Source organism: Candidatus Pelagibacter sp. HIMB1715 (assembly GCF_052047595.1).
In the GTDB taxonomy this organism is placed as follows: Bacteria; Pseudomonadota; Alphaproteobacteria; order Pelagibacterales; family Pelagibacteraceae; genus Pelagibacter.
In genome coordinates this window covers 1-13,012 of the sequence record NZ_JBNAJY010000023.1, presented here as the reverse complement: position 1 = coordinate 13,012, position 13,012 = coordinate 1, and the positions used below count along the sequence as shown (strand labels likewise).

Here is a 13,012-nt window from a genome sequence, read left to right as displayed (position 1 = left end):
ATTTTTTTCTAACTTCTTTGTGAACAATGTTAATTATTTTTTGTAAATTAAGGTTATTAATTAAAATTGCGTTAGTAATTTCATTTTTATCTATTGGAAAAGAAGTTATATAATTAGGTAATATTTTATTTAGTTTAAAAAAGATTTTTTTATTGTTTTTATATATCTTAGATACCTCAAAATCAGCATTAAAAACAGGGTGGCCAAAATTATTTGCTACATAAGTTTTTCCAGAACCAATATCTCCAAGAACACATATTCTAATCATTTTCTAACAGTTTAAACATTTCTTTATTAAATTTTGGTTCAATTTTGTGCCACAATTTAAATGCTTCGGCCGCTTGGTATATAAACATTAATTTTCCATTTTCTGTATGGTTTCCAAGTTTTTTTCCTTCTTTTAAAAAGTTGGTTTCTGTTGGATTATAAATTGTATCATAAAATAATTTATCATTAATTGTATTAGAAAAATTTAAATTTATTTTTTCATTATTTAAGCCTAAACTCGTAGCATTTATAATGACATCAAAGGCTGGGCAATTACCCCATTCAACAATATCAACATTATCAAACTGTGTTTTTAAATTTTCTGCTTTTTGAATAGTTCTATTACTTATTATTATTTTAAAGACATTCATTTTATTTAAAGCAAAAATTATTGAAGGGCAAACACCTCCCGCACCCAAAATAAAAATTTTTTTATCTTTAATATTATAATTTGTAGCTTCGATTGCTTTTTGAAAACCAAAAATATCTGTATTATGTCCCACTGTACAACCATCTTCAAAAGTTATGGTATTAACCGATTGTGTTTGATCTGCTTCTCTGCTTAATTTATCTAAGAAGGGTATTACATTTTTTTTGAATGGGACGGTTACATTACAACCACTTATTTTTTGGTTTTTAATTTCATTTATAAAATTTGCTATCTCATTTTTTTCTAATTTAATTTTATCATAAGCAGCATTAATATTATTTTCTTTTAACCAATAATTATGAAGATTAGGAGACAATGAATGATTAATTGGATTACCAATTACAAAATATTTTTTCATTTTTGTAAATTTAAATATTCTTTAATTTTTTTTATAGGTAAACCCATTATTGTATCTTCATCCCCTTCTATGCTACTGAATAAATTTCTGCCCTCACCTTCGATTTGATAAACATTGTACGCGTAAAGGTTTTTATCCGATATCTTGGATAAATATTCTGCTAATTCTGAATCTGAAAAATTTTTCATTATCAGGGTTGCTTTATCAGTATGGTTCCAAATCATCACACCATTTTTTGAAATACAAACAGAGCTTATTAAAAAATGAGACTTTCCATTAAGTTTTTTTAATATTTTCATTGCCTCTTCTCTACTAGTAGGTTTTGAAATTAATTCACCATCTAAATCAATGACACTATCTGCACCAAGTACTATTTTATCATGAATTTTAGTACTAACTTTATTTGCTTTTAACTCTGCTAAATTTTTTGAAATTATTTCTGGGCTAGCATTCTCTTTAAGTAAAGATAATTTTACAATATTTTCATCAACGTTTGAATGTTCCACAATACTTTCTATATTATTTTTGTCTAAAATATTTTTTCTAACCTTGCTTTTAGACGCTAAAATAATTTTATTTAGCATTGTTTGAATATATTTCGTGTATTTTAATTATAGAGGCGGCGGTTTCTTCAACTGATTTTCTTGTAACATCTATAAGTGGCCATTTATATTTCTGAAATGTTTTTTTTGCTTCAAGAACTTCTTTTTTAATATTTTCTAAATTAGTGTAATTCATACTTTCGGTTTTTTTTAATGAATTCATTCTATTTTTTCTTAAATCGGCTAATCTTTCTGGTTCTGTACTTAACCCGACTACACAGGTTTTATGAGGATTTTTTTTGAGATTAACCGGCAAAGAATTTTCATTTACTAGTGGAATGTTTGAAGTTTTAAAGCCTTTGTTTGCTAAATAAATTGAAGTTGGTGTCTTACTTGTTCTACTGACTCCTACAAGAATAATGTCAGATTTATCAACTTCATTAATTAAATTTCCATCGTCATGATTCATGGTAAACTGTATAGCTTCAATTCTGTTATAATATTCATCATTTAAAACATGTTGTCCACTTGGTTCATGCGATGCTTTTTGGTTTAGAATCTTAGAAAAATTTAGAATTAGATTACCTAATATACCAAAACAAGGAATCTTTTTTTTTTCACTTACATTCGCTAAATATTTAGCAAGACTGTTATCAACAATAGTATATAAAATTATGGAATTTTCATATTGTTTTGCGTCTTCTAAAATTTTTAAAATTTGATTTTCTGTTCTTGTAAAAGAATAAGAGTGAATTTTATATTCTATGTTTAAAAATTGTGCTTTAAGAGCTAAGAATATCCTATCTAAAGTTTCTCCAGTTGAGTCAGATATTAAATAAATTTGATATGTACTGTTCATTAATAAACTGTTAATAAAATTGTATTATTTTAACTAGATTATACAATTTTATATTTTTTTGATATCACTTGTAAAACCTGATTTTTATCAACAATAATAATAAATTGACTAAAACAATCCACTAAAATTAAAATCATCAAAAAAAGCTTCATTTTAAACAATTTTAATCAACAAACATGTTGGTAAATTGTGGGTATAATGTTTATAAAAAATAATCACCTTTATTAACAAGATATATTAATACTACAATAATAAATAAGACTTTTATATGAAACCTTTAAACCAAGTGATTACTAACAAAGATACTTCGTTTAATCCAATATGGATAATGAGACAAGCTGGAAGATATCTTCCCGAGTTTAGAGAAATTAGAAAGAATAATCCTGATTTTATTAATTTATGTTTAAACGATAATTTATCAGCTGAAATAACATTACAACCATTAAAACGATTTAATATTGATGCCGCAATAATCTTTTCAGATATATTAATGTTGCCTTATGGTCTTGGTCAAAAAGTAAAATTTGAGAAAAATTTTGGTCCTAAATTAGATAATATAAATTTGAATGAGATAGCAAAATTAGATGAAATAGATTTTATTGAAAAAATATATCCTGTTTATAAAGCAATTAAAAAAGTAAGTTCTGATCCAATTGTAAAAGATAAAAATACTATTGGATTTATAGGTGCCCCCTGGACACTTTTAGTCTACATGATTAATTTAAAATCACCAAAAAAAGATTTGAATCAAAATTTTTTTAAAGATGAATTTTTAATAAACAGAATTTTATTAATTATAGAAAAATTTTTAAAAGTTCATATTAAAAATCAAATAGATAACGGTGCAAACGTTATTCAAATTTTTGATAGTTGGGCTGGTTTACTAGAAGAAAAAGATCTTCCAAATTATATTTACACACCTACTTTAAATTTGGTGGAATATATTAAATCTTTAAATGTACCAGTAATATGTTTTCCAAGAGAGATTAAAAATTATAAAGAATTTTGTGATATCGTTAAACCTGACGCAATAAGTATTGATTATAACGTTAATCCAAAAAAAATACTTAAAGATATAAAAATTCCTATTCAAGGCGGTTTAGATCCAAAAGTCCTTTTAACTAATTATGAAAATTTAAAAAAGGAGACATCTAAATATTTAGAAATTTTTAAAGATCATCCGTATATATTTAATCTGGGACATGGTATTCTTCCTGAAACTAACCCCGAAATGGTCGAGAATTTAATAAAAATAGTAAAAAATAATTAAAGTATGGATAAAAATCATCCACCAATAAAATATGGAAAAACAGGTGTTCTTATAATTAACTTGGGCACACCAGATTCAACTAATTGGTTTGATATAAGAAAATATTTAAAAGAATTTCTTTCAGACAGAAGAGTTATAGAAGTTAACCCTATAATTTGGCACTTAATCCTTAACTTGTTTATTTTAACATTTAGACCATCTAAAACTGCTAAGGCTTATAAAGAAATTTGGATGAAAAATGAAAATATGTCTCCTCTCCTTTATTACACAAAAAAACAAAGTGAAAAAATTTCTCAAGTATTAAAAAAAGAAAATATAATTGTTGATTTTGCGATGAGGTATGGCAACCCAAGTATCAAAACCAAGATATATAAATTACATGAAATGGGCTGTGAAAATTTAGTCATCCTTCCTCTTTATCCTCAATATGCAGCAGCAACAACAGCCACAGTTTGTGATGAAGTTTATAGGACTTTAATGAAAATGAGATGGCAACCTTCTTTAAAAATAATTCCACACTATGAATCTAATCCTTTATACATTGATTCATTGGTTAATTCGATTAATAAAAAAATTAATGAAATTAATTGGAAACCGGATTTAATTATAGCTTCTTATCATGGAATACCAAAAAAATATTTTGATAAAGGAGATCCTTATCATTGTTATTGTCATAAAACAACAAGACTTATGTCAGAAAAATTTAATTCAATTAAAATTCAAACTACTTTTCAATCAAGATTTGGTCCACAAGAGTGGCTTCAGCCATATACCGACAAAACTCTAGAAAATTTACCTAAAGAAGGAACTAAGAATATTCTTACAATATGTCCAGGTTTTTCATCTGACTGTGTAGAAACATTAGAAGAGATTTTAATTCAAGGTAAAGAAAGTTTTATAAATGCTGGTGGACAAAATTTTGATATGGTTCCATGTTTAAATGATAATGACGATCATATATTTTTAATAAAGTCTTTAATAGAAAAAAATCTTTAATTAATGAATACATATTTACTATTTAAATCTCTACATTTAATAGCAGTTGTTTCCTGGATGGCCGGTCTTTTATATTTACCAAGAATTTTTGTTTATCATGTCGAGAATAAAGAAAAAATAGAAGCTACCGAGATATTTGAAGTTATGGAGAGAAAATTATTCTTTTATATTATGAGTCCCGCAATGATATTCACTTGGGTGTTTGGATTAGTTTTAATTTATTTAAATGGAATAGAAATTTTTTCACAGCTGTGGTTTCAAATAAAGATTATTTTGCTAATTTTACTATCAGCCTATAATGACTTTTTGAGGAAATGTCTTGTTAGTTTAAAAAATTCTACAAACACAAGATCTGCAAAATTCTTTAGAATTATTAATGAAATACCAACTTTAATATTAATTATTGTCGTATTTTTAGCTATATTTAAGCCAATCTAGGGTTGAAATAATTAAATCACCATATATATTATGTTCATTGATAAGTCCTTATCAAAAATTTAATCATGAACATTCAAGAACTAAAACTTAAATCATCTGAACAGCTCATTACACAAGCAGAAGAGCTTGGAATTGAGAATGCCAGCACACTGAGAAAGCAAGAAATTCTTTTTGCTATCCTTAAAAAAGTTGCAGAAAAAGAGGAAATTACTGGTGTGGGTGTTTTACAGCTTTTACAAGATGGTTTTGGTTTTCTTAGAGCAATGGAATCTAACTATCTTCCAGGGCCAGATGACATATATGTAAGCCCAAGCCAAATAAGAAAGTTTGGTTTAAGAACGGGAGATACTGTCGAAGGACCAGTAAGAGCTCCTAAAGAAGGTGAAAGATATTTTGCATTATTACAAGTAAGCAAAATTAATTTTGAAGAGCCAGAAAAGGCAAGACATAAAATTGCATTTGATAACTTAACGCCATTATATCCAGATAAGCAATTGGTTATGGAAATCGAAACAACCAAGGTAGAAAAAAAACCTGATCTTACACCAAGATTAATTGATCTAGTTAGCCCAATTGGAAAAGGGCAAAGATCAATTATTATTTCACCACCAAAAGCTGGAAAGACTATGATTCTGCAAAGTATAGCAAACTCAATAGCTAAAAACTACCCGGAGTGTTATCTGATAGTTTTGTTGATAGATGAACGTCCAGAGGAAGTTACAGACATGCAAAGAACTGTAAAAGGTGAAGTGATCAGCTCTACTTTTGATGAACCCGCACAAAGACACGTTGCTGTCGCTGAAATGGTAATAGAAAAGGCCAAAAGATTAACAGAACATAAAAAAGATGTTGTGATATTATTAGATTCAATAACAAGATTAGGAAGAGCATATAACGCTGTAATACCAAGTTCAGGAAAAGTCTTAACAGGAGGTGTAGATGCAAATGCACTTCAGAGGCCAAAAAGATTTTTTGGGGCAGCAAGAAATATCGAGGAAGGTGGGTCGTTAACTATTATTTCTACTGCCCTAATTGATACAGGGAGCAGAATGGATGAGGTTATTTTCGAGGAATTCAAAGGAACAGGTAATAGCGAAACTGTTTTAGATAGAAAAATTGCCGATAAGAGAATTTATCCTGCAATTGATATAACTAAGTCTGGAACGAGAAGAGAAGAATTATTATTCGATAAAAACGATCTGCAGAAAATGAATGTACTTAGAAGAATAATTGCTCCGATGGGAACCATGGATGCAATTGAGTTTATAAGCTCGAAATTAAAAGATACAAAAAATAATTCAGAATTCTTTAATTCTATGAATAAACCATCTTAGATGGACTTTGACGTATTATAGGTAACCCAATTCTTTCATTTCATTTTCAAGTTTTAACTCTAACTCCCTAGTTATTTTGTCATCTAAAAGTTTTTTCCAATTATTTTTTGGCCCTAAATGAAAAAAGGTTATTTTTTTTCCAGGTGCTTGATAAGCATTTTCATTAAAATTTCCTTTTATTTCAAGATTTTTTAGATTTTCAAAACTTGTGCTCTCAAGAATTTTTTTATTTTTTTCTTCATTTGTTTTAATTTGAATATATCTTTTCAAAAACACGATTATTTTTTCAAGTTCAATTTTTGGTTGGCTGATTAAATTTTCATACTTAATTAGCAGAAAATTTTCATTTGTATTTTTCCAAAATCTATAGTGTTCTTTCCAACTTCCCAAAATAGTAGGAAGATAATTCTTATTTAAATCACCCAAAACTTTGTTTCCACCAATAAATTTTTGTGAAAGAATAAAATTTTTTGACTCTTCTAAAGAATAGTCAAAATGATTTGAAATAGAGCTTACTAAATTTCGTGGATCTCTGACTATGTAAATAGTTGCTAAAGTGTTATCCTTATTTGTAAAATTATATTCACCTATTTTACAATTTAAATGATGAGTTTTTAAAAACTTAATTTGATTGTCTAAATTTATTTTTTCTTGTGTTGTAACCCAATATTTTTTAATTTCGTTTAAGTCCTCAAAATTAGTTATGAATTCTTTAAATTGATCTTTTATGGGATATTGTTTTATATTTTTTATTAAATTAAAATCAAAATTTCCGTCCTCAGAAAATAAAAGAGATGAAATAATTGCTCTTACCCACGTGTTCCCACTTTTCGGGTAAGATGCAAGCCATATAATCATAATTAATTTTTACACAAAAATAATTTAGAAGCTATAATAGGATTGTGACTATTTATGCTTTATCAAGTGGACCTGGGGTTTCCGGTATTGCTGTAATTAGAATTTCGGGTATTGAAACTTCAAATGTAATTAGGCTTTTAACTGGTAAAGAATTACCAATGCCAAGAGTAGCAACATTAAGAAAAATCAATAAAATCAACACTTCTGAGCTAATTGATGAAGGTCTAATACTGTGGTTTCCTGGGCCTGAGAGCTACACAGGTGAAGATATGGCAGAAATTCAAGTTCACGGTAGTAAAGCTGTAGTAGATGCCCTGCACTCTTCTATTTCTCAAATTGAAAATTGTAGATTAGCTGAGCCTGGAGAATTTACTAAACTTGCATTTCAAAATGGAAAAATAAACTTATTAGAAGCAGAAAGTATAGCTGATCTAATTTCATCTGAAACAGAAATTCAAAGACAACAAGCAATTAAAATTATGAATGGCAAGTCTGCAGATCAATTCAATTTTTTAAGAGAAAAACTTTTAAAAATTTTGTCTCATGTTGAAGCTAAAATTGATTTTCCAGACGAAGATTTGCCAAACAATATCTTGGATGAAATCAAAAATGATTCAAATGATGTTATTCAAAAAATTGAAAAGATTTTAAATGATCAAAAAGTTGGAGAAAGAATAAGAGAAGGTTTTAAGATTGCAATTCTTGGACCTACTAATGCAGGGAAATCTAGTTTAATAAATCATTTATCAAATAGAGATGTTGCAATTGTTTCTGAAATAGCCGGCACTACAAGAGATGTTATCGAAACTCATCTTAATATAGATGGTTATCCTGTAATAATATCTGACACTGCTGGAATAAGAGACTCTAAAGATGAGATAGAAAAAAAAGGTATTAAATTATCTTTAAATAGAGCAGAAGAAGCAGATTTAAAGCTTGTAGTCGTAGATGCAAAAAGCCTTGAATTTACTGATGTTTTGAAGGGTTTATTAGATGAAAATGCAATTTTAGTTATAAATAAATCTGATCTTTTAGAAGAAGAAATTGATTCAGAAATAAAAAATATAAATCATGTTTTAATCTCAATTAAAGATAATAAAAATATTGATGAACTAATTTCAAAAATAAAAAATAATTTAAAAAATAAATTTATAACTAGTGATGATATTTTAATTACTAGAGAAAGACACAGACAACATTTAGAACAGTGTTTAGACCATTTGAATAACTTTAATAAAAAAAAAGAAATAGAAGATTTTGATAAAGCAGCAGAAGATCTAAGATTAGCTACTAGACATTTGGGTATGATCGTTGGAAAAGTTGATGTAGAGGAGATATTAGGTAGTATTTTCAACGATTTTTGCATCGGTAAGTAATCCCCTATTTTCCTTATTTTTTAGACATCTTTTATCCAAAACTATTGATAATTAACGTTTATTTACAAAAAATTAAGCCTATCTTGTAAATTATGTATTCACATATAAATTCAACCCATGAAAAATGATTTGTCATTTGATGTAGTTGTAATCGGTGGTGGGCACGCAGGATGTGAAGCAGCTGCAGCTTCTGCTCGACTTGGAGTTAACACTGCCCTATTCACCCATAAAATAGAAACAATAGGTGAGATGTCATGTAACCCTGCAATTGGTGGTTTGGGTAAAGGTCATTTGGTTCGAGAAATAGATTCACTTGATGGTGTTATGGGAGATGTTGCAGATAAATCAGGCATACAATTTAGATTATTAAATAGAAGCAGAGGTCCAGCTGTACGTGGACCAAGAACTCAATCAGATAGAGCACTTTACCGAAAATTTATGCAAAAAAAACTTATAAACTACTGTAATTTAAGCATTTTTTCAGATTCTGTAATAAAGTTTATTTTTAATAAAAACACTATAAGCGGTTTTGAAACTAAAGAAGGTAAAAAGATATCATGCAACAAGTTAATACTAACAACAGGAACTTTTTTAAATGGTTTGATACATATAGGTGATGAAAGAACACCAGCAGGTAGGTACGATGAAAAACCTTCAACAGGTTTAAGTGAACAATTGGCAAAATATGATTTTAAAATTGGAAGATTAAAAACTGGAACACCTCCGAGGTTAGATGCAAGAACGATTAATTTTGAAAACCTTGAAGAACAATTTGCAGATGATGATCCTTATTTTTTTTCTTTCCTAACTAAAAAAAATTTAAACAAACAAGTGTCGTGTCGAATGACTTATACCAATGAGAAGGTTCATAAAATTATAGAAAAAAATTTATCTAAAAGTGCAATGTACTCGGGTAATATAAAAGGAGTAGGTCCAAGATATTGTCCATCTATAGAAGACAAGATAGTAAAATTTGCAGATAAAGTTCGTCATCAGATTTTTTTAGAGCCAGAAGGGCTTAATGATCACACAATTTACCCAAATGGGATCTCCACATCGCTACCAAAAGAAGTTCAAGAAGAAATATGTAATAATATCAATGGTTTAGAAAGTGTTAGAATTATAAGACCAGGATATGCAATAGAATATGACTATATAGATCCACGTGAACTATTCTTGACCCTTGAAACTAAGAAGATCAGCAATCTTTATCTTGCTGGGCAGATTAACGGAACAACAGGATATGAAGAAGCAGCTGCGCAAGGCCTTATAGCCGGTATAAATGCAGCTTTATCTGTTAAAAATTCTGAGCCTTTTATCCTTGATAGATCCGATGCCTATATTGGTGTAATGATTGATGATTTAGTTACTAAGGGAGTTGCGGAGCCATACCGTATGTTTACATCAAGAGCAGAATATCGATTAAGTTTGAGAGCAGATAATGCAGATCAAAGACTAACAGCTAAGGGAATAGAAATTGGGTTAATTGGAGAGGAAAGAAAAGCTTTATATTTGGATAAATTTGATAAAATTGAAAAAATCAATTTAAAAATGAATAAATCTAGTATTTCACCATCTAAAGCAGAAAAATTTGGGATTAAAATAGCGAAGGATGGAATATTGAGGTCTTCAAATGAGGTGCTAACTCAAAAAGACGTAAATATGAGTATAATTCGAGAAATATGGCCTGAAATACCATATTTTACTAAAGAAATTGATGAACAAGTAGAAATTAATGCTCATTACAGGGGGTATTTAAAGAAGCAAAAAGCAGATATTTTAGCATTTAAGAGGGATGAGAACTTAATTATTCCTGATAAAATTAATTATGATGGGCTTTCAGGTTTGTCTAATGAGGTTAAAGCTAAATTTAAAGAAATAAAGCCTAAAACTATGGGTCAAGCTTTAAGAATTGATGGAATAACTCCAGCAGCTGTATATATTTTGTTGTCACACCTAAAAAGAAAGTCTATTAAGCATATAGCTTAATGGATCAAGAAATTTTAAATTCTTACTCTAGACTTAATGATCTAAATGTTTCACGTGAAACATTTTTAGATTTTGAAAACTATATATCTCTAATTCTAGAAAAAAATAAAAAAATTAACATAATTGGTAAAAATACAGCATCAAAAAATGCAATAATTGAGCGCCATATAATAGATTCAGCACAAATAATTGATTTTGTTGATTTAAATTGTAATACAACCACAGATTTAGGATCTGGAGCTGGTTTACCAGGCATTATAGTAGCAATTATACTAAAAAACATGAAAAATAAAATGAATGTGCATTTATATGAAAAAAGCTACCATAAAAGCCATTTTTTGAAAGAAGTCTCAGAAAAATTAAATTTAAATACAAAAGTTTTTCAAAAAAATATTTTTGAGATAAAAAAATTAGAGACAGGAACAATTATGTCGAGAGCATTTAAACCTATGCCTGTTGTTTTAGATTTAGTTTATGAAAATTTTTCTAAATATAAAAATTTAATTTTCTTTATGGGCAAAAGTGGAAAACAAGTTTTTGAAAATTCTAAAAAAAAATGGAATTTGGAATATATAGAAAAGAAAAGTTTAACAAGTAAGGATTCATTTTTGATAAATATAAAAAAAATTAAAAAAAAAAATTAAAAAGAAATTGAAAAAAATTAAATGCAAATTATTTCAGTCATAAATCAAAAGGGTGGGGTGGGAAAAACTACAACTGTAATAAATCTTGCAGCTGGACTATCACAACATAATAAAAAAATTTTAGTTATAGACCTAGATCCTCAGGGAAATGCAACTACAGGTCTTGGATTATCTAATATGGAAAACTCAAGCGATACAATCTATGGGGTTTTGAATGGAACTAAAGAAATTAATCAAGCAATCAAAAAAACACAGTTTGAAAATTTGGATTTGGTAACTTCTAATGTTGACTTATCAGGTCTAGAGGTTGAAACAGCTGATGATATAAATAGAGCTTTTATTTTAAAGCGTAAATTAGCGGCTTATTTAAATGATTCTAGAGGATCCTATGATTATATATTGATAGACTGCCCACCTTCACTTAGCTTGTTGACAGTTATGGCCCTTGTATGTTCAGGGTCGCTTCTAGTTCCTTTACAGACAGAATTTTTTGCTCTTGAAGGTCTAACTCAGCTTATGAAAACAATTGAAAGAATAAAAGTAAGTTTAAATCCAGAATTAAAAATCAGAGGTATACTTTTAACAATGTATGACAAGAGAAATAAGTTATCTTCACAAGTTGAAAAAGAAGCAAGAGATTATTTTAGTGATAAAGTCTATTCAACAGTAATACCAAGAAATGTTAGATTATCAGAAGCACCTTCTCATGGAATGCCAGTTTTGATTTATGATAAGTCATGTCCGGGTAGTAAGTCGTATTTTAGTTTTACAGATGAATTTATAAATCAAGAAACAACAATAGGAAGTGCTGCTTAATGGATAAAATTAAAAAAGGTCTAGGAAGAGGTTTGTCCTCACTTATTGGCGAAGTAAAAGTAGAATCCCCAACTAATCATGTACAAGTAAGTAATCTTGTTCCAAATAAGTATCAACCAAGAAAAATATTTGATGAAAATAATTTAGAAGATTTAACTAAATCTATTAAAGAAAGAGGAATGATACAGCCAATCATTGTAAGAAAATCAAATAATGATAAATCAAAATTTGAAATAATAGCTGGAGAGAGAAGATGGCTCGCAGCTCAAAGAGCTGGTCTTCACGATGTTCCTGTTTTAGTTACAGAAGTTGATGATTTAAAATCTTTGGAATTTGCAATTGTAGAAAATGTTCAAAGACATGATTTAAATCCTCTCGAAGAAGCTCAAGCTTATAAAAAATTAATTGATGATTTTTCCTATGATCAAGAAAAAGTATCAAAATTTATTGGAAAAAGCAGAAGTTATATTGCTAATTCTTTGAGACTTTTAACATTACCAAGTGATGTAATAAAATTAATCGAAAATCAAAAACTAACAGCTGGTCATGCTAAAATTTTAGTTGGTCTTGAAAATGCTAGTTTTGTTGCGAATAAAATTATTGAAAAAAAATTGTCTGTAAGACAAACAGAAAATTTTGTAAAAATTTTTAAAAACAAGAAAAAACTTATCACAACAAAAGATACCAATATTATTGCTCTTGAATTATCTATATCTAACAAAATTGGTTTAAACGTTGATATACAAAACAATAAAAGAAATAAGGGTAAAATAAGTTTTGAATATAAAGATTTAGACCAATTAAATAAAATTATAGATATAATAAAGGTTAATTA

General features: G+C 28.0%; 13 protein-coding genes and 1 pseudogene. 9 read left to right on the top strand and 5 right to left on the bottom strand.

All coding sequences use genetic code 11. The features are described from left to right. The 4 genes and pseudogenes from ACTTAY_RS06125 to ACTTAY_RS06110 all read right to left on the bottom strand — a co-directional run. A pseudogene (locus ACTTAY_RS06125) lies at positions 1-268 on the bottom strand (dephospho-CoA kinase); the annotation flags it as partial. Beyond that, positions 261-1,055 (bottom strand): shikimate dehydrogenase, encoded by a 795-nt coding sequence (gene aroE, locus ACTTAY_RS06120; RefSeq protein WP_440672752.1) that lies wholly within the window; start codon positions 1,053-1,055, stop codon positions 261-263. The pseudogene ACTTAY_RS06125 and the gene aroE, both read right to left, overlap by 8 nt. After that, positions 1,052-1,639: a Maf family nucleotide pyrophosphatase gene (locus tag ACTTAY_RS06115; RefSeq protein WP_440672751.1), complete on the bottom strand. Its 588-nt coding sequence runs from the start codon at positions 1,637-1,639 to the stop codon at positions 1,052-1,054. Before ACTTAY_RS06115 ends, aroE begins: the two co-directional genes overlap by 4 nt. Further along, positions 1,629-2,456: a pyruvate, water dikinase regulatory protein gene (locus ACTTAY_RS06110; protein WP_440672750.1), complete on the bottom strand. Its 828-nt coding sequence runs from the start codon at positions 2,454-2,456 to the stop codon at positions 1,629-1,631. Before ACTTAY_RS06110 ends, ACTTAY_RS06115 begins: the two co-directional genes overlap by 11 nt. 268 nt (positions 2,457-2,724) lie before the next feature. Here ACTTAY_RS06110 and hemE point away from each other — a divergent pair, with 268 nt between their 5' ends. The 4 genes from hemE to rho all read left to right on the top strand — a co-directional run bounded on the left by hemE (position 2,725) and on the right by rho (position 6,494). Further along, entirely contained in the window at positions 2,725-3,726 is a 1,002-nt protein-coding gene (gene hemE / locus ACTTAY_RS06105; RefSeq protein ID WP_440672749.1) for a uroporphyrinogen decarboxylase, read from the top strand. Between the two features lie 3 nt (positions 3,727-3,729). Then, positions 3,730-4,722, top strand: a complete 993-nt coding sequence (gene hemH / locus ACTTAY_RS06100; RefSeq protein ID WP_440672748.1) for a ferrochelatase — start codon at positions 3,730-3,732, stop codon at positions 4,720-4,722. Between the two features lie 3 nt (positions 4,723-4,725). Beyond that, a complete protein-coding gene (gene hemJ, locus ACTTAY_RS06095) occupies positions 4,726-5,160 on the top strand; it encodes a protoporphyrinogen oxidase HemJ (protein ID WP_440672747.1) in 435 nt (144 codons plus the stop codon). Between the two features lie 65 nt (positions 5,161-5,225). Next, positions 5,226-6,494: a transcription termination factor Rho gene (rho, locus tag ACTTAY_RS06090; protein ID WP_440672746.1), complete on the top strand. Its 1,269-nt coding sequence runs from the start codon at positions 5,226-5,228 to the stop codon at positions 6,492-6,494. A 15-nt stretch (positions 6,495-6,509) separates the two neighbouring features. Here rho and ACTTAY_RS06085 read toward each other — a convergent pair whose 3' ends face one another. Continuing rightward, the gene (locus tag ACTTAY_RS06085; protein WP_440672745.1) at positions 6,510-7,352 is read right to left on the bottom strand and encodes a sulfotransferase domain-containing protein; all 843 of its coding nucleotides are present in this window, start codon (positions 7,350-7,352) and stop codon (positions 6,510-6,512) included. Positions 7,353-7,396: 44 nt separating this feature from the next. Between ACTTAY_RS06085 and mnmE the strand changes: the two genes are divergently transcribed. The 5 genes from mnmE to ACTTAY_RS06060 all read left to right on the top strand — a co-directional run. Beyond that, complete coding sequence (gene mnmE, locus ACTTAY_RS06080; RefSeq protein WP_440672744.1) at positions 7,397-8,728, top strand: tRNA uridine-5-carboxymethylaminomethyl(34) synthesis GTPase MnmE; 1,332 nt, start codon at positions 7,397-7,399, stop codon at positions 8,726-8,728. Positions 8,729-8,845: 117 nt separating this feature from the next. Beyond that, complete coding sequence (gene mnmG, locus ACTTAY_RS06075) at positions 8,846-10,717, top strand: tRNA uridine-5-carboxymethylaminomethyl(34) synthesis enzyme MnmG (protein ID WP_440672743.1); 1,872 nt, start codon at positions 8,846-8,848, stop codon at positions 10,715-10,717. Beyond that, positions 10,717-11,361, top strand: coding sequence for a 16S rRNA (guanine(527)-N(7))-methyltransferase RsmG (locus tag ACTTAY_RS06070; protein ID WP_440672742.1), 645 nt, complete (start codon positions 10,717-10,719; stop codon positions 11,359-11,361). Before mnmG ends, ACTTAY_RS06070 begins: the two co-directional genes overlap by 1 nt. Positions 11,362-11,382: 21 nt before the next feature. Continuing rightward, positions 11,383-12,177, top strand: a complete 795-nt coding sequence (locus tag ACTTAY_RS06065; protein ID WP_440672741.1) for a ParA family protein — start codon at positions 11,383-11,385, stop codon at positions 12,175-12,177. Next, the coding region (locus tag ACTTAY_RS06060) for a ParB/RepB/Spo0J family partition protein (RefSeq protein WP_440672740.1) at positions 12,177-13,012 on the top strand (836 nt) is incomplete at its 3' end. The genes ACTTAY_RS06065 and ACTTAY_RS06060, both read left to right, overlap by 1 nt.